At 61.9% G+C, this 26,035-nt stretch carries 20 protein-coding genes and 1 pseudogene; 5 read left to right on the plus strand and 16 right to left on the minus strand.

The features are described from left to right. Positions 1–71 precede the first annotated feature (71 nt). Positions 72–1,484 (minus strand): carbohydrate porin, encoded by a 1,413-nt coding sequence (locus BMY06_RS08275; RefSeq protein WP_074982708.1) that lies wholly within the window; start codon positions 1,482–1,484, stop codon positions 72–74. A gap of 1,175 nt (positions 1,485–2,659) precedes the next feature. Between BMY06_RS08275 and BMY06_RS08280 the strand changes: the two genes are divergently transcribed. Next, positions 2,660–3,922 (plus strand): multidrug effflux MFS transporter, encoded by a 1,263-nt coding sequence (locus tag BMY06_RS08280; RefSeq protein WP_065059922.1) that lies wholly within the window; start codon positions 2,660–2,662, stop codon positions 3,920–3,922. 6 nt (positions 3,923–3,928) lie between these two features. Here BMY06_RS08280 and BMY06_RS08285 read toward each other — a convergent pair whose 3' ends face one another. Further along, the gene (locus tag BMY06_RS08285) at positions 3,929–4,429 is read right to left on the minus strand and encodes a plasmid fertility inhibition factor family protein (RefSeq protein ID WP_065059923.1); all 501 of its coding nucleotides are present in this window, start codon (positions 4,427–4,429) and stop codon (positions 3,929–3,931) included. Positions 4,430–4,656: 227 nt separating this feature from the next. On the opposite strand from BMY06_RS08285, the gene purU reads away from it, so the two are divergent. The 3 genes from purU to BMY06_RS08300 all read left to right on the plus strand — a co-directional run bounded on the left by purU (position 4,657) and on the right by BMY06_RS08300 (position 7,143). Beyond that, entirely contained in the window at positions 4,657–5,535 is an 879-nt protein-coding gene (gene purU, locus BMY06_RS08290) for a formyltetrahydrofolate deformylase (RefSeq protein ID WP_074982552.1), read from the plus strand. 36 nt (positions 5,536–5,571) lie between these two features. Further along, positions 5,572–5,889, plus strand: a complete 318-nt coding sequence (locus BMY06_RS40560) for a hypothetical protein (RefSeq protein WP_065059925.1) — start codon at positions 5,572–5,574, stop codon at positions 5,887–5,889. A 147-nt stretch (positions 5,890–6,036) separates the two neighbouring features. Then, a complete protein-coding gene (locus BMY06_RS08300) occupies positions 6,037–7,143 on the plus strand; it encodes a GlxA family transcriptional regulator (protein ID WP_080180220.1) in 1,107 nt (368 codons plus the stop codon). Between the two features lie 10 nt (positions 7,144–7,153). Here BMY06_RS08300 and BMY06_RS08305 read toward each other — a convergent pair whose 3' ends face one another. The 13 genes and pseudogenes from BMY06_RS08305 to BMY06_RS08365 all read right to left on the minus strand — a co-directional run bounded on the left by BMY06_RS08305 (position 7,154) and on the right by BMY06_RS08365 (position 23,155). Continuing rightward, entirely contained in the window at positions 7,154–8,146 is a 993-nt protein-coding gene (locus BMY06_RS08305; protein WP_065059926.1) for a GlxA family transcriptional regulator, read from the minus strand. A 138-nt stretch (positions 8,147–8,284) separates the two neighbouring features. Then, positions 8,285–9,181 carry a choline ABC transporter permease subunit gene (gene choW, locus BMY06_RS08310; protein WP_065059927.1) on the minus strand — a complete coding sequence of 299 codons (897 nt, stop codon included), beginning with the start codon at positions 9,179–9,181 and terminating at the stop codon, positions 8,285–8,287. Beyond that, a pseudogene (locus tag BMY06_RS08315) lies at positions 9,174–10,451 on the minus strand (quaternary amine ABC transporter ATP-binding protein); the annotation flags it as partial. The pseudogene BMY06_RS08315 and the gene choW, both read right to left, overlap by 8 nt. Positions 10,452–10,675: 224 nt before the next feature. Further along, positions 10,676–11,536 carry a glycine betaine ABC transporter substrate-binding protein gene (locus BMY06_RS08320; RefSeq protein ID WP_065059928.1) on the minus strand — a complete coding sequence of 287 codons (861 nt, stop codon included), beginning with the start codon at positions 11,534–11,536 and terminating at the stop codon, positions 10,676–10,678. Between the two features lie 124 nt (positions 11,537–11,660). Further along, entirely contained in the window at positions 11,661–12,809 is a 1,149-nt protein-coding gene (locus BMY06_RS08325) for an FAD-binding oxidoreductase (RefSeq protein WP_074982556.1), read from the minus strand. A 31-nt stretch (positions 12,810–12,840) separates the two neighbouring features. Then, on the minus strand, positions 12,841–14,082 hold the full coding sequence (locus BMY06_RS08330; RefSeq protein ID WP_074982710.1) for an aromatic ring-hydroxylating oxygenase subunit alpha: 1,242 nt from the start codon (positions 14,080–14,082) through the stop codon (positions 12,841–12,843). A 50-nt stretch (positions 14,083–14,132) separates the two neighbouring features. Further along, positions 14,133–14,924, minus strand: coding sequence for a drug:proton antiporter (locus BMY06_RS08335; protein WP_074982558.1), 792 nt, complete (start codon positions 14,922–14,924; stop codon positions 14,133–14,135). Next, the gene (locus BMY06_RS08340; RefSeq protein ID WP_074982560.1) at positions 14,921–16,114 is read right to left on the minus strand and encodes an electron transfer flavoprotein subunit alpha/FixB family protein; all 1,194 of its coding nucleotides are present in this window, start codon (positions 16,112–16,114) and stop codon (positions 14,921–14,923) included. The genes BMY06_RS08335 and BMY06_RS08340 overlap by 4 nt, the downstream gene beginning before the upstream one ends. Positions 16,115–16,118: 4 nt before the next feature. Then, positions 16,119–18,047 carry a (Fe-S)-binding protein gene (locus BMY06_RS08345; RefSeq protein WP_074982561.1) on the minus strand — a complete coding sequence of 643 codons (1,929 nt, stop codon included), beginning with the start codon at positions 18,045–18,047 and terminating at the stop codon, positions 16,119–16,121. Positions 18,048–18,050: 3 nt separating this feature from the next. Beyond that, entirely contained in the window at positions 18,051–20,114 is a 2,064-nt protein-coding gene (locus BMY06_RS08350; protein WP_074982563.1) for an NADH:flavin oxidoreductase, read from the minus strand. A 77-nt stretch (positions 20,115–20,191) separates the two neighbouring features. Next, entirely contained in the window at positions 20,192–20,725 is a 534-nt protein-coding gene (locus BMY06_RS08355; RefSeq protein ID WP_065059933.1) for a DUF5943 domain-containing protein, read from the minus strand. A 99-nt stretch (positions 20,726–20,824) separates the two neighbouring features. Then, entirely contained in the window at positions 20,825–21,796 is a 972-nt protein-coding gene (locus BMY06_RS08360; RefSeq protein WP_065059934.1) for a dipeptidase, read from the minus strand. A 75-nt stretch (positions 21,797–21,871) separates the two neighbouring features. Further along, positions 21,872–23,155, minus strand: a complete 1,284-nt coding sequence (locus tag BMY06_RS08365) for a serine hydroxymethyltransferase (protein WP_074982564.1) — start codon at positions 23,153–23,155, stop codon at positions 21,872–21,874. A gap of 542 nt (positions 23,156–23,697) precedes the next feature. Here BMY06_RS08365 and BMY06_RS08375 point away from each other — a divergent pair. Beyond that, a complete protein-coding gene (locus BMY06_RS08375) occupies positions 23,698–24,720 on the plus strand; it encodes a GlxA family transcriptional regulator (protein WP_065059936.1) in 1,023 nt (340 codons plus the stop codon). A 99-nt stretch (positions 24,721–24,819) separates the two neighbouring features. Here the strand turns inward: BMY06_RS08375 and fdhA are convergent, their stop codons facing one another. Beyond that, on the minus strand, positions 24,820–26,016 hold the full coding sequence (gene fdhA, locus BMY06_RS08380; protein WP_065059937.1) for a formaldehyde dehydrogenase, glutathione-independent: 1,197 nt from the start codon (positions 26,014–26,016) through the stop codon (positions 24,820–24,822). Positions 26,017–26,035 lie beyond the last annotated feature (19 nt).

Raw genomic sequence — 26,035 nt, forward strand, 5'->3', positions numbered from 1 at the left:
CAGGACACAAAACCGGACACAAAGCGATAAAAAGGCGCGCCACGCACGGCGCGCCTTTTTATTGGCATCGATCAGAACGCAACGACGGTCCTCACGCCGACCACCGCCTCGTCGCCGATACGACGGGACGTATTCTGCGGATCGGGCACGCCGCCGCCCGGACGGAACACGTACTGAAAGTCGGCCTGCACCTGCCACCACGGCGCAATCTGAAACTGATACGTCGCTTCCAGCACCGTTTCCGAACTGAGCGCCGGATAGCCTGGCGTCACAGCCGCCGTATCGTTCGCGAGACCTCGCGCGTGCGAGCCGATTTTCGCGTAGCTCACCGCGAGCCCCGCCACGTCGTTGTCGCGGCCGGTGAACGGCGCCTTGAGCGTGACGCCCGCATTGACTGCGAGATCGACGAGATTGCGATCGCCCGGCGCGCCCATCACGCGTGCGAACACGCCAAGCGATTGCGGACTGTCCGCCGAGGGACGCCAGACCATCTGATCGGCCACGGCGTACAGGCCGTAATCGCCGCGATGCGATTGCGCCATGCCCGTGCTCGCGGGATTGGCGAGCGAAACACCGCCGGTATCGAATTGCTGATCGGCGAAATGTTGCGTGTTGTACCAGAACCCCAGTTTGTAGGTACCTGGCAATCCTGATGATTTGGCATCGGGCGCAGATGTATCGGACGCATTCAACGCATATTGCACTTCGCCGATGAACAGCGCGCCATCGTGCAGATTGAAATTCGTGCCGTGCGCGTCGCCGTTGCTGTTGGCGCTTCCGCTGCCGATGCCCGAAGGATTGCCGTCGAATACGCCCGCGAGCACGGTCCACGCATTCGACGGCGTCACGCGCAACCGTACGCCGAGCGACGAAAGCGGATACGCGGGGCCGCCCGCGGGCATATCGACGGACGGCAGCACCGGCCAGCCGAACGTGGCGTTCATGAACGCGCCCGCGTACTCGCTGGCCATGAATTCCTGATCGGCGCTTTGCTGGCCGATCTTGATGTCGGCCTTGCCGCTCGCGAACGACTGCTGATACCAGAGTTCCCACAGACGCGTGCCGGCATCGGCTTCGACACCGGACACCGCCTGCAGCGCCTGAAGATTGCGTTGCGTGAGGCTCGTGCCGTGTATCTGCAGCGCGGAAACATTGAAGACGCCGCCAGGCCAGCCGAACGCTTTTTGCGTATCGACGCCGACGCTCAATTCCGTGAATCCGTCGTACGCGCCGCTCCGGTGCGTGCCGCCCGAGAGATTGTTCAGATACTCGCTGGTTTCCTGCAGCCCGAACGTCACGCCACGCGCATCGAGCCAAGGGCGCAGCCCGCCCAGATCGCCGAACAGCGTCGAGCGGCTCCACAAACCAGTGGGCGCATCCGCACTTTGCGCGAATGCGGACTGCGCGAGGCAAAGTGCGATCAGCGCGCCAAGGCGAACGGGCGTCGCTGCCTGCATCACTGCGCGTTTGCGGGGCATTTTCATGATTGTCGCGGCGAGTGCGTCCGGCGCAATCGCCTGGACGATTGCGAGGTCATTAAGCGATTTCTTTTTTAAAGCCGCGTGAAATACGGCAAATACATCTCGCGCGACCACGCCACGGTGCGAAACCGAAAAATTTTTGACGAACATAAGCCCACCTCCGTCCGGCCAGACGAGCCGGAACGGCGAATGATGACGCGACGGCGCAACGCAAAACGCGTGTGCGCGCGACACGATTCAATTCAACAAAGGGAGCGTGCTGATGGCGACACCAATGCGAGCACAAGCCCGACAATCGGCGCGACGATGAAGCGCGCTAACCCGACAAAGCGAGCTAGCGGCGAAGGACATGTCCTGTGCGACGAATTCGCGGCTAACTCGCGGCTGCGACGCCGGCGTGGACCGGCATCGAACTTCCACTGCTAGAGCTTGTGTCCACGAGGGACTCCTTTCGTTGTGACGCGGCGGATTGTATTCGGGTCTTCTGCAGAACCGCAAGCAAAAAAAGCAGCCGATGGGGCATCGCGTCCGCTTCAATCGAATTGATTCTCAATGCACAGGTTGGCTGTGCAATTCGCCGTACGATTCTCGCAATATTGCGTGCTCCGCCTACCACGTCCCTTTCAAACTCCCAGCTTCATACCGACCGGAAGTTTATTCGATGCGCGGCGTAAGACCGTGTTGACGCGCCATGTGCAGCCGCCGTCTCGTCGGCAGGCCGATCGAGCGCGCCGTAGCGATCTCTCTTCAGCACCTTTGAATCGCGTCTCCCGGATGCCGCTTTCGCACGTCCGTTCGCACGCATGCCGCCGCCGCAGCGGCATTTGCCGCCTTTCAAAACGCATCGGGATGGGCGTAATGCGTGGTTATCTTTTTGCTCGCGGCGACGCTCGTCTGCGTAAAAATCGCGCAGATACTGTTTTTTTGCCTGATTTTCAGGGCGCGAACGCGTAAAAACCCACGCATTTCGCATGCGGCCGAAAGTTGTCGCCGATGGCCACAACGCGGCGAAGTCGATCCGCGCGAAGCCACGTCGAGCAGACTCGCGCAAGCACAGGCACAATATCGGCTATTCACGCGGTCAAAACACGCGGCGTGCGCGGATCTCGCGCGCGCCGCGCGCCTGCATCCGGCCCCACCCCCGCCGCGCCGCCGCATTCCGCCTCTTCGACGCTGTGATGAACCACGATAACGCCAATCCGCCCGCCATTGCCCGGCGCGCGACGAATACGCCGGGCTTTTTGCTGTTCATGATCTGCCTGTTTTCCTCGGCCGGACAACTCGCAATCGATATTTATGTACCGGCGCTGCCCGCCATGGCGCACTTCTTCACGACTTCGCCGCAAGCGATCCAGTCGAGCGTTTCCGGTTATATGGCCGCGTACGCGCTCGGCCAGCTGATTTTCGGCCCCATTGCCGACGCCCACGGACGCAAGCGCGTACTCGCGTTCGGCATTGCGATCTTTACGATTGGCTGTCTGCTGTCGCTCGTCGCGCCGAATCTGGAAACCTTCGTGCTCGCGCGCTGCCTGCAAGGCTTCGGCATCGCGACCACGAATCTGCTGGCGAAAGCCATCATCACCGATTCGTTTTCCGGCACCGCGTTGCTGCACGCGTTCACGTATATGTCGATTGCGTGGGGACTCGCGCCGATTATCGCGCCCGTGATCGGCGCGCATTTGCAGACGTGGTTCGGCTGGCGTTCGTGCCTCGTGTTTCTGCTTGTTTGGGCCGTGGTGATGTGGGGCGTGCTGTGGCGCTATCACGATACGCTGCGCCAGCCGGTGAAGCTCGAAACGCGCACGCTCATCGCCAATGCGCGCAAGGTGCTCGCGAGCCCGGTGTTTCAGAGCTGTTTTCTTGCGCAAGGACTGTGCTACAGCATCTTGCTGGTTTTCAATATCGTCGGGCCGTTCATGGTGCAGAGCACGCTGCACAAACCGCCGACGTTTTTCGGCTATCTCGCGCTCGGCATCGGTCTGATGTATTTCCTCGGCGGACTTTCGAACCGTCTGCACGGCCCGCGTATGCCGACGCCCGAAGTGCGTTTGCGCGCCGGTTCGTTCGCGATGGCGGCGTCGGCCATCGTCATGCTCGTGCTCGCGCTGACCGTTGGCCTGCGCGTGTGGACGCTCGCCACGCCGGTGCTGTTCATGGGCTTCTGCGCGGGCGCGATGTACCCCACGCTGATGGCCAAGGGCAACTCGCTGTTCCCCGAAGTCGCCGGGCTCACGAGTGCGATTCTCGGCTGCGCGCTGCTGCTGGTTTCCTCGGCGATGATGGGACTTGCAGGTTTTGTCTCCGTGCAGATTCTCACGCCGCTCGCGGTGTTCTTCGTCGTGCTCGCGCTGACGGTCGTGATGATGGTGTCGAAGCTGTTGCGCCATCTCGCGCAGCTGGAGAACGTGCAGGCGTTGCAGCGCGAGGGGAAGGCGGCGTAAGGACACTCAGGCGGGCGCAACCGGAATCAGCTCCGCCACCCGCCTCCACTTGTGCGCGCCGGTCCCCGCGTGGCGCGCGAGCCGCGGCGCTTCGTCCACGCGGCACTCCACCGGAAAGCACGATGCGCCGTGCGCTGCGAGCCAAACCGTGCGGATCACACCGTCGCTTAACGCCACCCACGGCGTCTCGCCTCCGGCGCAGCGCACTTCGGCCAGCGGCACCGGATCGTACTCGCCGAAACTGAACCCGTCGGTCGCCAGATCGAAGCGCCCGTCGACGCGCCAGGTAAGCATGCTGCCGTCCGCATACGCGGCATGCAAACCTTGCGGATCGCGACGCCATAACGCGAAAAAGCGTTCGCGCTCCACTTCCACCACGGCGCGCTCCTCGTTGCCGTAATTCGAGCGAATCACTGCCATATAGACGTCGTCAAACGACGTGCGCACGCGAAACAGCGCGTGGCAGTGCTCCGCCGCGCCCGCGCGCAAGCCAACGAACGTTTCCATCACTCACTCCCGGTCAAAGCACCGCACTTCGCCTTTTAATCGTCACCGGACTAAAAAGCGGCAACGCGATAAAAAGCGACACCGTGCGACTCAAACACGACCTGGCGTTTCCATACGTGCTAAAGAGCGCAACCGTTCTATCTGTGATGCACCAAACAATGGCTTACTCGCGACATCGCCTTTCGCGTGCGATGCGAAAGGCGCACCACGATAACCGGAGAATCCGCATGTCCGCCGACGTTCGTCCGCATCAATACGTCCTCACGCTGTCCTGTCCGAGCGCCGCTGGCCAGGTGGCCGCCGTCGCGAGCTTTCTGGACCGGCACCACTGCTATATCGACGAGCTCACCGTTTTCGACGACGACATCAGCGAACGCTTTTTTCTGCGCTGCGTCTTTCACGAAGTCGTGCGCGACACGACGGCACGCTGCAATCTCGCAAGCCTGCGCGACGAATTCGCGCCCACCGCGCGCGAGCACACGATGACGTGGTCCATCCACGATCTTCAGGTGCGTCCGAAAGTGCTCATCATGGTTTCGCGGCTCGAACATTGCCTCGCCGATCTGCTGTTTCGCTGGCGCATGGGCGAATTGCCGATGGATATTGCCGGCATCGCGTCGAATCACCGCGATTTCGAAACGCTCGCACATCAGCACGATTTGCCGTTTCATTATTTGCCGATCACGCCCGACACGAAACGCGAGCAGGAAGCGGCGATTCTCGATCTATTCGATTCGACCGGTTCCGAATTGCTCGTGCTCGCGCGCTATATGCAGATTCTTTCCGACGAAACGAGCCGCCGCCTCGCGGGTCGCGCGATCAATATTCATCATTCTTTTCTGCCCGGTTTCAAGGGCGCGCGGCCTTATCACCAGGCGCATGTGCGCGGCGTCAAACTGATCGGCGCGACGGCGCATTTCGTCACCGACGACCTCGACGAAGGACCGATCATCGAACAGGAAGTGCAGCGCGTCGATCACAGCTTCGATCCGGAACGGCTACTGGCTGTGGGGCGCGACGTCGAATGCGTGGTGCTCGCGCGCGCCGTGAAGGCGTTTCTGGAGCGCCGCGTGTTCATCAACGACGGGCGCACGGTCGTGCTCTGACGCACCTGCCTGAGCGACCGCGGCAGACTCGTCGCGATGGCGCCGCTGCGCCTGCGCCGCGAGTGCCGCGAGGGCTCGATCGCTCATTTTTTCAGCCACGCGCCGCGCATAATCATGATGCCGCGGCTCCAGCGCGGCGCCCAGCCGGCGCGCCTGCCAATAGCGCAACAGCCCGATGCGCCCGTGGCCCCGACCGATGCTGTGCTCCAGCAGCGCGAGCGCCGCGGCGGCATCGCCATGGCAGGCGCGATCATTCAGCTCGACAGTTTGGGCACGCGGCACGCGGGGCTCCTTTCGGTGCAGGGAACACTGACCACGCAGTTGACCAAAGGCCGCTGCAAACCGATAGAATGAAAACGCCAGCGCGACGGTACGCCGTCGCCAGCACGCCCGCGATATGCGCTTTTGCGAAAGTCGATGGCGGAAAAACACAAGCGCGCGCCCTTTCGATCGGCGACGCTTGCGAAAACCGCCTCGCGCCTCCCACTTTCACGCGCCGCCATGTCTAACCCGCTCCCGATCGTTCCCTCGCCCGAGACCGCCGAGAAGGCGCGCATCCGCTTCGGCATCGTGCTGTTGCCCAATTTCACGCTGACCGCCTTTTCCGGTTTCGTGGACATGCTGCGCCTCTCCGCCGACGACGGCGATTTCAGCAAGCCGGTGCGCTGCTCGTGGCGCGTGCTGGGCGAAACGCTCGCGCCGGTACGCGCGAGTTGCGGCATTCAGATCACGCCATGGGAAACCTTCGACAACGCGGAGCCGGTCGACTACCTCGTGATCGTCGGCGGCCTGCTGCATTCCGGACCGCAGGCCAGCGAGGCCACGCTGCAATACATCCGCCGCGCCGCCGCGGGCACGACCACCGTGGTCGGCATCTGCACCGGCGTATTCACGCTGATGCGCGCGGGCGTGCTCGATGCGCACCGCATCTGCGTGAGCTGGTTTCACTATTGGGACTTTATCGAGCGCTTTCCGTCCGTCAATGCGGACGCGATCGTGGCCGACCGTCTCTTCGTGATCGACCGGCGGCGCATTACCTGTTCGGGCGGACGCGCGTCGATCGACGTGGCCGCCGCGATTCTGTTGCGCCATTTCGATCACGCCACCGTGCAAAAAGCGCTGCGTATTCTGCTGGTGGGTGAAATGCAGAAAGGCAACGCGCCGCAGCCGCATCCGCCGGGACTCGAACCCGCCACGCATCCGAAAGTCAAACGCGCGATCCTGCTGATGGAGCAACAGGTGGGACGCAACGTGCCGCTCGAAGAGCTGGCCTGCAAGCTCAATCTTTCCGCGCGGCAGCTCGAACGCCTGTTCAAATCGGAAACGGGCAAAAGCCCGCGCACCTTCGCCAATGCGCTGCGCCTGCGCACCGCTGCGTGGCTGCTCACGAGTTCCGACCGCACGGTGGCCGATATTGCATCGAGTTGCGGCTTTTCGGACGCCTCGCATCTCGGGCGAGAATTCCGCAAGCAATTCGGCGTGCCGCCGAATATGTTTCGCGAGCAACGCAGCGGCCAGGAACCGACGCAATTCCCCGATCTCGACGCATTCTTTCGCCCCGATTCCTCGCTGACAAGCGACGTGGAACCCGGCGCGTCGCTGCACTAGGCGCTGATCGTTAGCCCGGCGCGCGCCGCTCGTGACTAGGCGCGTGTCCGAATTGCACGCGATACGCCTTGCTGAAATGACACGGCGAATTGAATCCGCAAATCGACGTTACGCGTGCAATCGACGTATCGGTCGTACGCAGTAATTCGCGCGCGCGTTTCAATCGCAAACTCAAATAATAATGTGTCGGCGACACGTTCAAATATTCCTTGAACATGCGCTGCAAATGGCGTTGCGATAGCCGCACGAGGCGCGCGAGTTCTTCAAGCGAAAGCGGCTCCTTGATATTGGCTTCCATGAGGCGCACGACTTCCACGAGTTCCGCACGCGAAAATCCAACGCGCGCATCCACGGGAATCGGCTGCAGATCGGTCGAGCCGCGAATGCGTTCGAGGATGAATTGCTCGGAGACTTTTGCCGCAGCTTGCCGTCCGAGACGCGCGCCCACCAGTTCAAGCATGAGATCGAGCGGCGCGGTGCCGCCGGTGCACGTGAGCCGGTCGCGATCGATCACGAAGAGCTCGTCGGCGAATTGCACGTCGGGAAACGACTCGTAGAACGTCGAGAGATTTTCCCAATGCACGGCGCAACGATATCCGTCGAGCAAACCGCTCGTAATCAGCGCATAAGCGCCCGTGCAGATACCGCCGAGCGGAATGCCGCGCGCGGCGACCTCGGCCAGCACGGCGCGCACGCGCTCGTCCACGGCTTCCTGAATGCGAATGCCGCCGCACACGATCAGCACGTCGGGCAGCTTGTTCAGATCGAGGCGTTGCGCGGGACGTACCGCAATGCCGTTGCTCGCGCGCGCAGGTTCGCCGTCGAGCGTATAGACCGACCATCGATAGTGATCGCCACGGCCCACGTAATTGGCCATGCGCAAGACTTCGACCGCGCTGGAAAACGCGATCATTGAAAAGTTCGGCAAAGTCAGGAAACCGAAATGCTCGAACGTCGATTCAATCGCCGCTTGCACGGCGGTCGAGGCGAGGGCGGACGTCACATTGCGCTCCTGCTGGGCGCGCCGGGCCGATATTCACGTGCCCGCGACGGACAGAAATAAACCGGCTTTCGCACGCAATCGCCACAAGCCGGGCAAGCAGTCCGCGCGCCAACACCGCGGCGCGCGGAACGCCATACTTCAAGCCTCGGCAATCATCGGCCGCGGACGAAACAGTTGCTTGATGCCGGAGAACAGCGGCGCTCTCACGGCGCCGGGTGCGCGGCCAAAGCTCTCGGTAATCCGGTCTAGCATGATGGCGAGCAGCACGACCGACAAACCGCTCTCGAAACCGAGCCCGATATCGAGGCGTTGAATACTCGCCAGCACGTCGTTCCCGAGACCGCCCGCGCCCACCATCGACGCGATGATCACCATCGACAGCGCCATCATGATCGTCTGGTTCACACCTTGCATGATCGACGGCAGCGCATTGGGAAACTGCACCTTGTAAAGCAGTTGCCACGGCGTGCAGCCGAATGCCTGACCGGCTTCCACGATTTCGCGGTTCACGTGCTTGATGCCGAGGCTCGTGAGCCGCACGGCCGGCGGCATCGCGAAGATCACCGTGGAGAGAATGCCCGGCACGCGGCCAAGACCAAACAGCATCGCAGCGGGAATCAGATAAACAAAAGCCGGCATCGTTTGCATCAGGTCGAGAATCGGCCGCACGATGGTTTGCACGAGTTTGTTCTTCGCGGTCCAGATACCGAGCGGAATCCCGACCACGAGACTGATCAATGTCGACGACAACGTCAGCCCAAGCGTGACGACGGTCTGATCCCAGAAGCCGGTCGCGTAGATCAGCAATAGCGACGCCGTAGCGAACATCGCGAAACGCCAGCCCACGCGCCACAGGCCGACAGCAATGAAGAACGCCATCAGCGCCCACATGGGAATGGCCTGCAAGCCGTGCTCGATAAACGCGGCAAAGCTCTCGATGGCCTTGCCGACGGCGTCGAAACTATTCGCGTCGTGATCGAGCAGATAATGAACCGACTGATCGACCCAGCGGCCAAGGGGAATGATCTCAGACATGGGCACTCCTGTTACGCGTAATGACCTTCAGGACCGCAGCCTGATCGATGGACCCGCAATAGCGGCCCTCTTCGTCGACCACGGGCAACGCGGTGACGTTCGCGCATACGCGCGAGACGACCTGTTCGAGCGGCGCGGCGAGCGAAATGCATTCCACCTTGCGCACCGACGGTTGCGCCACGCCGATCGCATCGCGCGTGACAAAGCCGCTGATGCGGCGTTGCGCGTCGAGCACGAACGCGTAATCGGCGCTGCCGTTCAACGAAGCGGCCACGCTCTTCGGATCGAGCGCGTGGACGAGCGGCACAGCTTCGCGCTGCATGAGATCGCCTGCCGTGAGATAGCGGCTGGTATCCACGCCATCGAAAAACGCACGCACATATTCATCGGCAGGATGACTGATGATTTCCTGCGGCGTGCCGATCTGCACGATACGACCGCCTTCCATGATCGCGATGCGCGTGCCGATGCGCAGCGCCTCTTCCAGATCGTGCGAAACGAACATGATGGTGCGCTGCTGTTCCTTCTGCAATTGCAGCAACACGTTCTGCATTTCCTTGCGCTTGAGCGGATCGAGCGCGGAGAACGCTTCATCCATGATCATCAGCGACGGATTCACGGCCAGCGCGCGCGCAAGGCCCACACGCTGCTGCATGCCGCCGGAAAGCTCGGCGGGCAGCTTCTGCGCGAAGGCGGCCAGCCCGACCTGCTCCAGCACCGCGAGCGCGCGTTGCTCGCGCTCCTTGCGCCCTACGCCGGCCACTTCGAGGCCGAACGCGGCATTCGACAGCACCGTGCGTTGCGGCATCAGCGCGAATGACTGGAACACCATGCTCATGTCGGTGCGGCGCAGCGAAACCAGCTCGGAACGCTTCACCGCCGCAATATCGCGGCCATCGATCACGACTTTGCCCGCCGTGGGTTCGACGAGCCGGTTAATCAGACGAATCAGCGTGGACTTTCCGGAACCCGAGAGGCCCATCAGCACGAAGATCTCGCCTTCCTGCACCGAGAACGACGCCTTGTTCACGCCGAGCACGTAGCCGGTCTTTGCGAACATCTCGTCTTTCGTCGCGCCGCTCATGAGCAAATCGCGCGCGGTTTTCGGATTCGGTCCGAAGACCTTACTGAGTCCTTCGACTACGATCTTGGGGGCTTTCATCGATTCCGTCTCCTCGTGCCGCACGCGCCGCACACTGTATCTACATGGTTGCCAGAAAAAACCCCGCGGGGATGGCGATTTGCGACAGACGCTTACGCAAAAGCGACACGGCTATTCAACGCCTGCTGCAATCGGCGCAGCAAGCCGGCCGCGCCACCGCGCGCACCTGAACGGGGCACTGTGTGGGCGAAACACCGCTGAAAAACGAGCTGATTGAAAAACGAACCAAGGCGCGTTGCGCGCCTCGCGCATGCTGCATTGCACCCGGCGCGCCGTCGCGAAACATCAAGCCTGTTCGCTTCGCGACGCACGCACGGGGCGCTGGCTCACGCTTACTGCGCCGCAACCCAGGTATTCACGCGGTCGCCATGAGCGGCGATCCACGTATCGGCGGCGGCATCCGGTTTTTCGCCGTTTTGAATCGCGAGCATCACGCTATCGATTTCGCCCGGCTTCCATTGAAACTTCTTCAGGAACGACACGACTTGCGGCGCCTTCGTTTCCAGTTCCGGATTCGCCACGTTGTCGACATGCTCCGCCGCGCCATACACATTCTTCGGATCGTCGAGGAAGCGCAGTTTGTATTTCGCAAACATCCAGTGCGGCGTCCAGCCCGTGACGATCACCGGCTTTTTCGCATTCAACGAACGCGCGAGTTCCGCCGTCATCGCGCTGCCCGAACTCGGCATGACGGTGTAGCTCAGATCGTATTGCTTGACGGCCTGATCGGTCTTGGTCATCACGCCCGCACCGGCGTCAATGCCCACGATACGGCCACCGAATGCGCTCTTTTGCGCATTGAGATCGTCGATGCTTTTCGCGCCGACATAATCGGGCACGACGAGCCCGATTTTCGCGCCTGGAAAGTTCGTGCCAAGATCGACGACCTTGTCCTTGAACTGCGCCCAGTACGCGCCCTGGGTCACCGGCAGCCACGCGGAGAGCGTCGCGTCGAGGTCGCCGCGCGCCACGCCCTGCCACATGATGCCCGCGGCCACGGGCACGAGTTGCACCTGATAGCCGAAACGCTTTTCGATAATGCGCGCCGCGACGTTGGATGTCGCCACGCTATCGTCCCAGCCTTCGACGTAGCCGATTTTCAGCGTCGGCTTGCCGTCGGCCCACGCAGGGGCGCTCAGGCCCACCATCGCCGACAGCACGCCGGCCCACACATATTTTCCTGGCAGCTTCAAGGTCGATCTCCTGTAACCGGGCAACGCGCCCCGTGCACCTCCAGATTCCCCCGCCACAATTTGCCGATATCGTCGAATTCCGACGCAATCTTGTCGTCTAGCGACGCGGGCTTTTTCCCTGCTTTTATTTATCGACGACGAGATCCGAAAGCGGCTTCGAACAGCACAGCAACGCCATGCCCTGATCGATTTCGCGCTGACGAATGCCGCCGCTGTGCTTCATCTCCACCTGCCCGGAAACGAGTTTGACCTTGCAGGTTCCGCACATGCCTTGCGCGCACGACGAGGCGAGACGCACGCCGGCCTGGCGCGCCGCTTCAAGCACGGTTTGCTGCGAGTTGCAGGCAATCTCGCGACGGCTTTTTGCGAAGGTGATCGTGTACGTGGTCGCGTCGGCGAAAGTTTGCGTGGCAGCCTGCGCGAGTTCGTGCGTCTGCGTGTCGGGTTCGTCCGCCGTCAGTGTTTCGAACGAGAAACTTTCTTCGTGATAGTGTTCGCGCGCATAGCCCGCTTCGTCCAGCAGATTGCGCACGGCCTGCATATAAGGCGCGGGACCACAACAGAAAATCTCGCGCTCCATGAAATCCGGCGCGATCAATTTGAGCAGGGGCAGCGAGAGAAAGCCCGTCACGCCATGCCAGTCCGTCCGCGCGCCCACGCGTTCGCAGACGAACGCGGTGCGAAAATGCGCATGACTCGATGCAATCAATTCGAGTTCTCGCGCGAAGATAATGTCGTCCGGCGTGCGTGCGCTATGCGCGAATACGATATCGCGGTCCTCAGCAAGATCGTGATGCGCACGGCTCATCGACATCAGCGGTGTGACGCCCGAACCCGCCGAGAGAAATAGAAATTTGTTCGCCGGATGCCGTGCACACGTGAATTCGCCCGCGGGACCGAGCACGCGCAAGGTCGCGCCCGGTTGCAGATTATCGTGCAGCCAGTTGGAGACCTTCCCGCCCGGCACGCGCTTCACCGTAATGGAAATAGTATGCGGCCGCGCGGGCGAAGACGAAATCGTATAGCAGCGATTCACCGACTCGCCGTCTATTTCGAGTTCGAGCGTCACGAATTGCCCGGGTTCGAACGAGAACGTGCGCCCTTGCGGCGAGCGCAGAAAAAAACTCTTCACGTCGTGCGTTTCCTGCCGCACGTGACAGCACACGAGGGTTTCCTCGACGTCGCTCGTCCAGCGTTCGGGCAGCGTGCCCCAGAACGCCGGGCGCGTCACCCGGCTGTCCGTGGGATCGAATTGGGCCGCATCTCGCATCATGTCAGACTCTCCGCGTCATACGCGTTCTACGTTATGCGCCGATCTTCTCGGCAAGACGGCCGACATACCAGGCCGTGAACTTCTCCACCAGCCCTTCCGTGTACGGCGAATACGGGCCCGGCTCATACGCGCTGCTGGCCGCGCCGCGCTGCGAATATTCCACCAGCGTACGGTCCTGGTCGTTGGTCGCGTTCCATACCGCCGTGAGATTCGCCACGTCGTAATCGATCCCTTCGCGCGCTTCCTGATGGACGAGCCAGCGCGTACGTACGAGCGTTTCGCCCGCCGACAACGGAATCACCGAAAACGACACGATGTGATCGCTCATGAAGTGATGCCACGAATTCGGCTGCGTCCAGAACGACAGACCGCCCAGATCGGCATTGCGGAATTCGCCGAGCAGTTTCTTCGAGGCCACTTTCGCATCGAGCGTCTGCGATTCACCGCTGCGATCGAGCGGCAGTCGTTGCGTGCGAAATCCCGTGACCTCCAGCAGTTTTTCGATTTCCACCGACGGCAGATTCATTTGCTCCCATTGCTGCGCGCGTTCCGTGCAGGTGCGCTCGAACGCGTCCATGCCTTCGGCGTTTGCCGTCGTGCGCTGGTAGCCGAAGCCGTATTCATAGAGCGAAATCGTGAGTTCGGGATGGTTGGCAACGCAGTGATAACACTCGCGATTGTTTTCCATCACGAGCTTCCAGTTGCCTTTCTCGATGATGTCGACCTGCGCGGCGACTTTGCACGCCGGCAAATCGTGCGGCAACAGATACGGCTCCATGGCGGCGCGCATCATCGCGAAGTCGGCGGGCGGTTCGTCGGCGAGACACACGAAGATCAAGCCGGCCAGGTTTTGCACGTGCACCGGCTTCAGGCTGTGCTTGCAACGGTCGAATTGCTCGCCCATATGCTCGGCGAACATCAGTTCGCCGGTGAGGCTGTACGTCCAGCTGTGATACGGGCAAACGATATTGCCCACCGTGCCTTTCTGCTCGTTGCACAAACGCGCGCCGCGATGGCGGCAAACGTTATGAAACGCGCGCACCTGCATGTCGTCGTCGCGCACGATCAGAATCGAATCGCCACCCAGTTCCACGGTCACATAATCGCCCGGCTCCGGCACTTCCGGCTCCACGGCGACCTGAATCCAGTGTTGGCGGAAAATCGCCTCCATATCGAGCGCGAAAATTTCTTCGCTGCGGTAAAACGGTGCTTCGAGGCTATACCCTTCTTCGCGGCGCGCCAGCAGTGCGCGAATGTCTGCCGATACGTTCATCGTGTGCTCCGGATTTTGCATCCCTGGTTCTTGCCGACAGACCGGCAAATTCAGTAATCGATGAGTTGATGCTCGCGCAAATACGCGAGAATCACTTGTGCTTTTTCGACCGAACTCCCTTCAATTACGACGTTGCCGCCGCGGCTTTCGGTCGTGGTGGCGGAAAGCATGCGCGCATGGCCCGAACGCTTTTCGGCGGCGGCGAATTTCACCGGTTTGCGCTCCGCCGGCCCCACGCGCCACGCGCCCGATTCGTCAGACTTGAAACGTCCGATCACGGCAGGCTGGATCGTGCCGGCACGCATGCGCGCGTAGGCATAGCGCGGTTGCGCGTTCGCCAGTGGATGCACCGCAATCACGGCGGGCAGTGCGATCTGCACGCGGCGACGCAACCCTTTCGGCAAGAACTGGCGCACGATGGCGCTGCGACTCGCCGCGTCGACGTCGATGTCGACCGCACCGCCGACGATCGGCAACGCCAGCGCCGCCGCCACGCCATACGGCAACATGCCCGAATCGTGCGCGCCTTCCGCGCGCGTGCCGGTCAGCACAAGGTCATAGCCGCGCACGCGTTCGGCGAGCACGCGCGCCGCGTCGTCGTGTTCCGCACAGGCGAGCACTTGCACTTCGCGCGCGCCGAGCGCGAGATAGTCGTTCAAAGCGGGATCGTGCGGATCGCCCGCGTGAATCACGTCGATCAATGCACGATGGCGTTGCGCGAGTTGGTGCCCGAGTTCGAGCGCGAGCGCATCGTTACGGCTATAGCGCGGCGTACCGCTCACCGGATGGCGTCCTGTCGAGACGAGCACCGCGATGCGTTCGATCCGTCCAGGTGCGTTCATGCGGCCACTCCTGCGGGATGACGTTCGCGCGCGACGACGCGCGTTTCAGCGGGCGTCGCGCGACTCGCGCCGCGCGCCGCCTGCACCTGTTCGATCAACGCGGCGATTGTCGCCTGTGCATCGCCCACCACGGTGAGATTCGCGCGTTTGGCAATGGGCGCGCTGCCGTCGAGATTCACGGCGATCACGTGACGGCAATCCTTGATACCCTGCAAATGCTGCACGGCGCCGGAAATGCCGAACGCGATATACACACTGGCCTCCACCGTCTTGCCAGTCGCGCCCACCTGCTTGTCGCGCGTGAAATGACCGTTGTCGACCGCCACACGGCTCGCGCCGATCGCTGCGCCAAACACGCCAGCAAGGCATTCGAACTGAGCGACATCGCTTACACCGTTGCCCGCGGCGACGATAAAGTCCGCCTCTTCCAGCGCGACCTGCGCAGCATCGATCTCTTCGATGCCGAGATCGCGATACGGTTGAGAAAGATCGCTTGCCGGTCGAATGAAATCGCCAGCGAGGCGCTCGCCCGCACCGATAAACGGCAGCTTCGCTTCCACCGCATTGGGCGCCAGCAGCATCACATCCGGCAGGGCGCGCGTCGCGAATGCACGCTTCGCCTGCTCGTAGACCCCCACATGTTTCGCGTCGATTTCCACCACATGCGCGGCCACGCTCGCGCCGGTCGACGCGGCATAACGGCGGCCGAGATCGCCGTCGCCGCTCGCGTTGTCCGGCAGCAGCACGTGACGCGGCGCAAGCGCCGCAGCACACGCCTGCAGCGCGCGCAATTCGCTTTCCGGCGCGAACGTGCGGCGGTCGTAGTCCGTCAATTCGATCAGTTTGTCCACGCCCAGCGCGGCCGCGTCGTCCTTGAGTTCACCGAATACCAGCAGCGCGACTTCGGTTTGCGCATCGGCGAGCAGCGCGGCGGCCGCAATGACCTGGCACGCGTGATCGTCGAGCGCACCTCGCTCCGTATGGGCCGTGGCCAGAATGATTTGATTCGGACGCCTGATCGTTCTTTTGGGTTTGGCGATATCACCGTGCGCACGATGCGCGTCCCACTGACCATCGCCTGTATTGGCACTTCCGGTCTCGCCCAGCGTGATCCGCTTGAGCCCCGTCGCCGTGACAATAAAAGGCCGACGCGGATCGATCCGCTTGATTGCGTTCGTCGTTGCGTTCATCGATTTACTCCAGCGAAGCGGCTACGAGTTCGGCCACGTCAAGCACTTCCGCGCGCGGGCCCACGACGCCTTCGAGCATTGCCGTGCAATTCGGGCACGCCACGGCGACGACGTCCGCCCCCACTGCGCGCGCATCGGCCATACGAATATCCGGAATACGCTGCTTGCCCGGAATATCCGTAAGCGGCGCGCCGCCGCCGCCACCGCAGCATCGTCCGCGCAGACCGTTGCGCTCCATTTCCACGACCTGAATGCCAATGGTCTTGAGCAATTTGCGCGGCGCTTCGATCTCGCCGTTGTAGCGGCCCAGATAACAGGGATCGTGGTACGTCGTGCGTTTCTCGCGCAGCGCTTCGGCTGCCTTCGGTGCGATGCGACCGCTCGCGGCCAGTTCTGCGAGCAAGGTCGTGTGATGCAGGACGTCGTAGCGCGCACCCAACGCGCGATATTCATTGCGCAGGCTGTGCATCACATGCGGATCCGCGGTGACGATGCGCGCGAAACTCAGCGTCGCCAGCGTGCGCATCATCTGCTGCGCCATGTGCTGGAACGTGGCCTCGTCGCCGAGACGACGCGCGACGTCACCCGTATCCGCTTCCTGCGCGCCGAGCACCGCATAATTCACGCCCGCCTTGTTCAGCACTTTCACGAACGCCCGCAGCGTGCGTTGATAACGCATGTCGAACGCGCCTTCGCCCGCGACGAGCAGCACGTCAACGCGCTGGCCCGCTTGCGCGATGGGTGCATTGAGATCGACCGACCAGTCGTAGCGAGCCGCCTTGTCGTAGCCGCCCGCCGTCCCCGTCTCGCGCAGATTCGCCAGCACTTCCGGGCCTTTGCCCGGCACGGTGCCGTGTACGAGCGTCTGATTGCGACGCATATCGACGATGGCATCGACATGCTCGATCAGCATCGGGCACTCCTGCACGCACGCGCGGCAGGTGGTGCACGACCACAGCGTTTGCGCTTCGATCAAGCCGGAGACGATCGGACCATTCGGCGTGCCGCGATGCTGGCCGACGGGAATGCCCGGCGTCGGGCTACCTGCATACGCGGCGTCCGTTCCGCCCGCCATGCCCACGACGAGATCCTGAATCAGCTTCTTCGGATTGAGCGGTTGACCGGCCGCGAAGGCGGGACACGCCGCCTCGCATTTGCCGCATTGCACGCAGGCATCGAAACTCAGCAATTGATTCCAGCGAAATTCCACCGCCTTCGCTACGCCATAGTCCTGTTGCTGCTCGACATCGGCGAGTTTCAGTGCAGTGGGCGGCGTGGCGATGCCATTGCCAGTCCACGCTTCACGTGTAGCGGCGAAGCGTTCCTGGCGCGGATGAAACGCGAGATGCAGCAAACCCGCCACGGCGTGTTTCATCGGGCCGCCTTTTGCGGCGCCAAACGTCATCGCGAACGCACCCACACCGATCAGTGCCGCACACAGCACCGCGAATCCGCCCGACATCGCGCTCGCGGGCACCAGTGTAAAGAGCGCGATGCCCAGCGCGAACGAACCCAGCAGCCACGGCAGTGCATTCCACGGACCGCGGGAAAGTCGTGCGGGCAGCTGCTTCGCACGACGTCGGCGCCACACGAACACCACGCCGATCAGCATGGCGATTGCCGCGAGAAAAATGAGCTTGTCGATCCACGGCGAATAAATAGCCAGCCCATAATTGATGAACACGAGCGCCAGCGCCGCAATCGCGCCGCCTGCCGTCGCCACGTGCGTCTTGGCGATATAGGGATCACGCGCGACCACATGATGCAGATCCACGAAATAACGCTTTGGAATGCTGAACAGCTTGTCGACGCCAGTAGACGAAGGCGCTGCTGCGCGTCCCACTCGCCAGTATGACGCGCGCCTCGCGACTGCGAACGCCAGCCCCGCCATCGACAGCCACAGTAGCGCGGTAATCAGCCAGGTCGGGTTCATGGTTCAGAAGTCCTTCGCGAGGCGCAGCGCGTCGTAAATTGCACCGTGGATGTTGTGCATCGAAATGCAGTCGCCCACGCGGAACAGCAGGAAACGGCCATTGCCCAGTTCTTCGGACAATGAGGGCTGCGGTTCGGCAGCAAACAGTTTGTGCACATCCACCTGGCCGCGATTGAGCGATTCGGGTTTGAGTTTCCAGTACAAAGCGTCATTGGGCGTGCTGCCGTTTTCGATCACCACCTGATCGACCGCGCGCTCTTCCTGCTCTTCCGTATATTCGTTGCGCAGTACGGCGATCTTCTTGCCGTCCTCCTCGTACACGCGGTCGAGCCAGTAATTCGGCGTGTGAATGACGCCTTGCGCGTAAAGTCGGCGATAGAAAATCGGGAATGTCGTGCCGCCCACGTCGTCGGCCACTTTCACGTCCGGCGTCACGATCTCCACCTTCGATCCCCGGCTCGACATGAAGTCGGCCACGCCCGCGCCCGCATGCGTGCTTACGCCGTCGTAGACGAGCACATTCTGCTTCGGCGCCACGCGGCCCGAAAGAATGTCCCACGAACTCACCGCAAGCCCCGTGTCGACGCTCCACGCAGGCACCTGTTGCGTGAAGGCCGAGCCCCCGGTCGCGAGCACGATGATGTCGGGCCTCTCAGCGAGAATGGTTTTATCATCCGCTTCCACGCCCAGGCGACGATCGACGCCAAGACGCTTCGTTTCCATATCGAACCAGCGTACGATGCCGGCCATCTGCTCGCGCTGCGGCGCTTTCGCGGCAAGCAGAATCTGACCGCCAACGGCGTCGCCCTTTTCGAACAGCACGACGTCGTGACCACGCAAACGCGCTACGCGCGCCGCTTCCAGTCCCGCCGGACCCGCACCCACGACGACCACCTTGCGCTTCGCTCGGCGTGATTTTTCGATCACATGCGGCATGGTCGCTTCACGCGACGTCGCCGCGTTCTGCACACAGAGCACGTCGAGCCCGTTGTACTGGCGGTCGATGCAATAATTCGCGCCCACGCATTGCTTGATTTCGTCTTCGCGGCCGTCGCGAATCTTGATGACCATATGCGGGTCGGCAATCTGCGCGCGCGTCATGCCCACGAGATCGACCATGCCGTTCGCGAGCAGGCGCTCGGCCTGGCCCGCATCGCGAATGCTCTGTGCATGCATCACGGGCAGACTGACCACCGACTTGATACCCGCCGCGAGATGCACGAACGGCTCAGGCGGCAAGGCCATCGGCGGCATGCAATTCGCGAGCGTGTTGTGCGTATCCGCGCCCGAGCCGATCACCCCGAGATAATCGATCAAACCGGTTTCCGCCATGGCCTGCGCGATCTCTTTTAATTGCTCGTGATCGAGACCGTCTTCGTGGAATTCGTCGCCACACATGCGCAAGCCCACGCAAAAATCCTTACCGACCGCTTCGCGCACGGCTTCGAGCACTTCCACGCCAAAGCGCAAACGGTTCTTCAGCGAACCGCCCCATTCGTCGGTGCGAAAATTGGTGCGCTGGCTCCAGAATTGATCGATCAAATGCTGATGCGCGGCGGAGATTTCTATGCCGTCCATCCCCGCGTCCTTCACGCGCTTTGCAGCCGCCGCAAAGTCCGCGATGATGCGGCGAATTTCCTCCACCTCGATGATCTTCGCATTGCCGCGATGCACCGGTTCGCGCACGCCCGACGGCGTCATCAGATGCGGCCAGTGCTCGCCATGAAACGCCGAACGGCGTCCCATGTGCGTGGCCTGAATCATGATCTTCGCACCGTGACGATGCATCGCCTCGGCCAGACGCGCGAGCGGATCGATAATCTTGTCGGTCGAGAGATTCACCGACTTCCACCATCCTTGCGGGCTGTCGATCGACACCGGACTCGAGCCGCCGCACACCGCGAGGCCCACACCGCCCTTGGCTTTCTCTTCGTAGTAGCGGATATAGCGGTCGCCCGGCAGCCCGCCCGGCTCGGCATAGACCTCGGCATGGGCAGTGCTCACGATGCGGTTGCGCAGCGTAAGCTGATTGAGCGTCAAAGGTTTGAACAAGTGGGGATAGCGCATCGCTGACGGCCTCGGGTATTCGGGTAATTCGTAATGCGGGCTTTTTTTAAGGCTGATGATCCGGTCGCGAGAATGCGTCAGGACGTGATTGGCGAAACCTCGAAGACGCAATGCGCATGACCTTCGGCGGCGCATTGCACCTCCCTGGATTGCGCACGCGGCGCATGCGCGCCGGCACCGGCCGTGTCGTTGACCCAGTCCATCGCACCTGCAAACCAGCCCGCGAACATGTAGCAGAGCTTGCCGTGCTTACCCGGCTGCGCGAGCACGAACGAGGAATGACGCAATTCGATGCGTGCGTGCGCCGTAGCGGGATCGGCTTCGACGATCGTGAAGAGGCCCCAGCCGCGTTGCGAGAGGCGCTTCAGATAATGCTCGAAGACGGCCATGCCGCTCATTCCGTGCTTTTCGGCTTCCTTCGCGCACCAGTGATACGCCGATTTATAGCCCGCCTTATAGAGAATCTCCGCGTAGGTCTCGCGGCCCAGCGCCTCTTCGACTGCCGTGTGATTGTTGGTGAAGAAGTGGCGTGGCACATACAGCATGGGCAGTGCGTCCGTGGTCCAGACGCCGGTATTCGCGTCGACGTCGATCGGCAATTGCGGTTGCATTTCGTGGGGCTCCGGAATAATCGTTTTATCGGTTTGCAGCTTTTAGGGTTCGGAATGGCTAAACGTATTTTTGTTTTCGCGTTACGAGACGTCTGAAAATCACGCGCCCCAGACGTCGCGAAACACTCGCACCCAGTTTTCACCCATGATCTTGCGGATACGCGATTCTTTCCAGCCGGCGCGTTCCATGGCCGCCGTGAGATTCGGAAACTCGCCGATCGTGCGAATGCCTTCCGGATTCACGACCTTGCCGAAATTCGTCAGACGGCGATAACGGCCCTTGTCGTGCGTGAGCCAGTCGAAGAAGTCCACGCTATAACCCTGCGTGAAGTCGGTGCCGATGCCGACCGTATCCTCGCCGATCAGATTCACCACGTAGTCGATCGCTTCGATATAGTCTTCGACGCTCGCGTCGATGCCGCGCTTGAGGAACGGCGCAAACATCGTTACGCCGACAAAGCCGCCCGCGTCGGCGATTTCCTTGAGCTGCGCGTCGCTCTTGTTGCGCGGATGTTCCTTCAGGCCCGAAGGCAGACAGTGCGAATAGCAGACCGGCTTCTTCGAAAATGCGATGGCTTCCGAAGACGTATTGCCGCCCACGTGCGAAAGATCGACCATGATCCCCACGCGATTCATTTCCGTGATCACTTCGCGGCCGAAATCGGAGAGGCCGCCGTCGCGTTCATAACAACCGGTGCCCACGAGATTCTGCGTGTTGTAGCAAAGCTGCACCACGCGCACGCCCATATCGGCGAATGCTTCGATATAGCCGATGTTGTCCTCGAACGCATGCGCGTTCTGGAAGCCGAGAATCACGCCCGTGCGGCTTTCCTTTTTCGCGCGCAGGATATCGTCGGTCGTGCGCACGAGCGTGAGCAATTCGCCGTTGTCGCGAATCTGCTGTTTCATCTGCGCAATATTATCGACGGTCTTCGTAAAGCTCTCCCACACGGACACCGTGCAGTTCGCCGCGGTAATGCCGCCTTTGCGCATGTCTTCGAATACCGAGCGGTCGAACTTGGAAATGTTCAGACCATCGATGATGATGCTGTTTTCGTGCAGATTGCTCATTGCTGACTCCGAAACGGGCGTGGGGTTTGAATGGGTAGGTATTGCGCGTGAAGCGAATGATGCATACGACGCCGGTTATGCGTGCGTGTAAATCGGGAAGCGCTCGCAGAGCGCGAATATCTCGCGGCGCACGCGCTGCTCCGTGGCGGCATCGCCTTCGGGATGCGTGCGCAGCGCATCGACGACCTCGAGAATCAGCCTGCCGATGTCACGGAATTCCGCCACACCGAATCCGCGCGTCGTTCCCGCCGGCGTCCCCAGACGAATGCCGGAGGTGACCGTGGGCTTTTCGGTATCGAAAGGAATGCCGTTCTTGTTGCAGGTAATGCCCGCGCGCTCGAGCGCCTGTTCGACCTGCGCGCCATTGAGGGCCTTGGGCCGCAAATCGACGAGCAGCAGATGGTTGTCCGTGCCGCCCGTCACCAGATCGACGCCGCCCGCCTTGAGCACCTCGCCGAGTGCGCGCGCATTGGCGAGCACGCTGTCGATATAGGTTTTGAAACTGTCGTGAAGCGCTTCGCCGAACGCCACCGCCTTGCCCGCGATCACGTGCATCAGCGGGCCGCCTTGCAGACCCGGGAACACGGCCGAGTTGATCTTCTTCGCGATCTCCTCGTCGTTCGTGAGCACCACGCCGCCGCGCGGGCCGCGCAGCGTCTTGTGCGTGGTCGACGTCACCACATGCGCATGATCGACCGGATTCTGATGACGGCCGGCGGCGACGATGCCCGCGATATGCGCCATATCGACCATCAGCTTCGCGCCGACGCGATCGGCAATCGCGCGAAAGCGCGCGAAGTCCAGCGCGCGCGGATAGGCGGAAAAGCCCGCGATGATCAGGCTCGGCTTGTGTTGTTGTGCCAGCTCCTCGACCTGGTCGTAATCGATCAGCAAGGTGTCGCGATTCACGCCGTACTGCACGGCGTTGAACCACTTGCCCGAGAGCGCCGGCTTCGCGCCATGCGTGAGGTGGCCGCCTGCGTCGAGCGACATGCCCAGCACGGTGTCGCCTGGCCTGGCAAGCGCAAGCATGACGGCGCCATTGGCCTGCGCGCCCGAATGCGGTTGAACGTTGGCAAAGCCGGCGTTAAAGAGTTTCTTCAGACGATCGATGGCGAGCGCTTCGATTTCGTCTGCAAATTCGCAGCCGCCGTAATAGCGCTTGCCCGAATAGCCTTCGGCATATTTATTCGTCAGCACCGATCCTTGCGCTTCGAGCACCGCGCGCGACACGATGTTTTCCGACGCGATCATTTCAACCTGCGACTGCTGACGTTCGAGTTCTTTCAGAATGCTGCCGCGCACGGCCGAGTCGTGCTGCGCGAGCGTTTGCGAGAAGAAAGATTCAGTGTGCGACATAAGGCGTCCGTGACGAATGGAACAGCATTTCCAGTAACGCGCAAGGCCCGCCCCGCCTGGCTTTGCAGCCGCTGCGCAAGGTTCTGGCCGACGGCTCTATTCTTGTCGTTCGAATTCCCCGCCGATGTATGAATTCAGACGCGTTCTTTTCCTTTTCCGCCATCCGCGTCCATTTTTCACAAGTCAGCGCGCAAGCCATTCAACGCATGGCGTGCGCAGGCGGTCGATGCAAGTGGACTTAAAGTGGATATGTCAAATCGAATATTTCCCGATCCGAAACAAGTTTTCGATGCACCGCGCGTGGGCGACGTGCAGGTGATGGTGCAAGCTGTCCATGTTTGCTCACGCTTTGCCAGTTAAGCGGGCAACGCTGCACCAGCTTCGCCGCACGTTCGTGTTTTTTACGCCTGAAGGATTTTTGACGTCGTGGACTTAGGGTTTTGCCGCATGGCACACTGCCCTTGCCCGATTCCAGAATTGCGGTAGCCTGGCCCGGGACCCCGGCCTTCTCAGGCTGCCGACTACAAGGAATGGCCCCCCACATGTTGCCCGACCGCACAGCGTCGTTAGCGCACTTCGCGTTCATGCCGCTGCCCGACTTCACGATGATCGCGTTCACGAACGCCATCGAAGTGCTACGCATGGCTAACTACCTGAGCGGGCAACCCCTCTACCGCTGGTCGATCATCAGCCCGGACGGCGGCCCGGTCGCATCGAGCAACGGCCTGTCCATCGACAGCGGCCCGGCCGAATGCGCGGGCCAGCCCGATATCGTGTTCGTCTGCGGCGGTGTCGACGTGCAGCGCGCGACCACCGCGGCGCATCTTGCCGTATTGCGTCGCTTCGCACGCTCGGGCGTCGTGCTGGGCAGCCTGTGCACCGGCACCTATGCGCTCGCCAAGGCCGGACTGCTGGCCGGCTATGCATGCGCGATTCATTGGGAAAACATGTCGGCGCTGAAGGAGGAATTTCCGTCTACGCGCTTTCTCAAAGAGCTATTCGTGATCGACCGCGACCGCGTGACCTGCACGGGCGGCGTCGCGCCGCTCGACATGATGCTCAATCTCATCACCACGCGCGTGGGGACGGCGCGCGTCACGCAGATCGCCGAACAGTTCGTGGTCGAGCACGTTCGCGACACCAGCGCGCAGCAGCGCATGCCGCTCGTGGCGCGACTCGGGTCCGCGAACAAATCGCTTTTCGAAGTCATCTCGCTCATGGAGAACAACATCGAGGAGCCGCTTTCGCGCGAGGACCTCGCGCGGCTCGCGAATATGTCGCAACGGCAATTGCAGCGACTCTTTCACGAGCATCTGGGCATGACGCCCACGCATTACTATCTGACCTTGCGCCTGCGCCGCGCGCGTGAATTGCTGCTGCAAACCGATATGTCGATCATGCAGATCACGATGGCCTGCGGCTTTCAGTCGGCGTGTCATTTCAGCAAGAGCTATCGCGACGCATTCGGCAGCGCGCCCACCGGCGAGCGTCGCAAGCGCCTCGCGCCGCTTTCGGGCGCGGATACACCGAAGCCCTTATTGCCGATGCTCAGCGCACACGTCTAGCGATGCCATGCGTTCAGGCAACGCAAAGCGGGCGACCGGCTTTAAACCGGTTGCCCGTTTTTTATTGCGCGAGGGCGAAAATAAATCGAATGCTTCCGATCACGCGGCCAGCAAGCCGTGCGGATCGATCACAAACTTGCGCGGCGCGCCGCCATCGAATTGCTTATAGCCTTGCGGCGCTTCGTCGAGCGAAATCACCGAGACGTTAACGATTTTCGCAATCGGCAAACGGTCGAACAGAATCGCCTGCATGAGATTGCGGTTGTATTTGAGCACCGGCGTCTGACCGGTATGGAACGTATGCGATTTCGCCCAGCCGAGGCCGAAGCGGATGCTCAGGCTGCCGTGCTGCGCGGCGAGATCGCGCGCGCCCGGATCGTCGGTGACGTAAAGACCGGGAATGCCGATCATGCCTGCGGGCCGCGTGATTTCCATCAGCGAATTGAGCACGGTTGCGGGCGCCTCTTCCGCATGCCCCGATGCGCCGTGACCATGCGCTTCGAAACCCACGCAATCGACCGCGCAATCGACCTCGGGTTTGCCGAGAATCTGCTCGACCTGCTCGCCGAGCGTGGCGTCTTTCGACAGATCGACGACTTCGAATCCCATCGCTTTCGCGTGCGCGAGACGTTCCGCGTTCATGTCGCCGACGATCGTGCAGGCCGCGCCCAGCAGGCGCGCCGATGCGGCCGCCGCCATGCCGACCGGTCCCGCGCCCGCGACATAGACCGTCGAGCCCGGCTTCACGCCCGCCGTCACGGCACCGTGATAGCCCGTGGGCAGAATGTCGGAGAGACAGGTGAGATCGCGAATCTTCGACATCGCCTGATCGCGATCGGGGAATTTGAGCAGATTGAAATCGGCATACGGCACGAGCACATATTCGGCCTGACCACCGATCCAGCCGCCCATATCGACATAACCATAGGCACCGCCCGCGCGCGACGGATTCACGTTCAGGCACACGCCGGTATTTTGATCCTTGCACATCGCGCAGCGTCCGCACGCGACGTTGAACGGCACGGAAACGAGATCGCCGAGTTTGAGCGTTTCGACATCGTTGCCGATCTCGACCACTTCGCCCGTGATTTCATGGCCGAGCACGAGGCCGACCGGCGCCGTCGTGCGCCCGCGCACCATATGCTGATCCGATCCGCAGATATTCGTGCTGACGACCTTGAGAATCACGCCATGACCGATCTTGCGGCCGCTCGGATCCACCATCTTCGGATAGTCGATCTTCTGCACGTCGACCTTGCCCGGGCCCATGTACACGACGCCTCGATTGCCACTCATCGCTTGTCTCCGTTTCGTT

Origin of the sequence: Paraburkholderia tropica, assembly GCF_900109265.1 — a bacterium.
GTDB lineage: Bacteria > Pseudomonadota > Gammaproteobacteria > Burkholderiales > Burkholderiaceae > Paraburkholderia > Paraburkholderia tropica.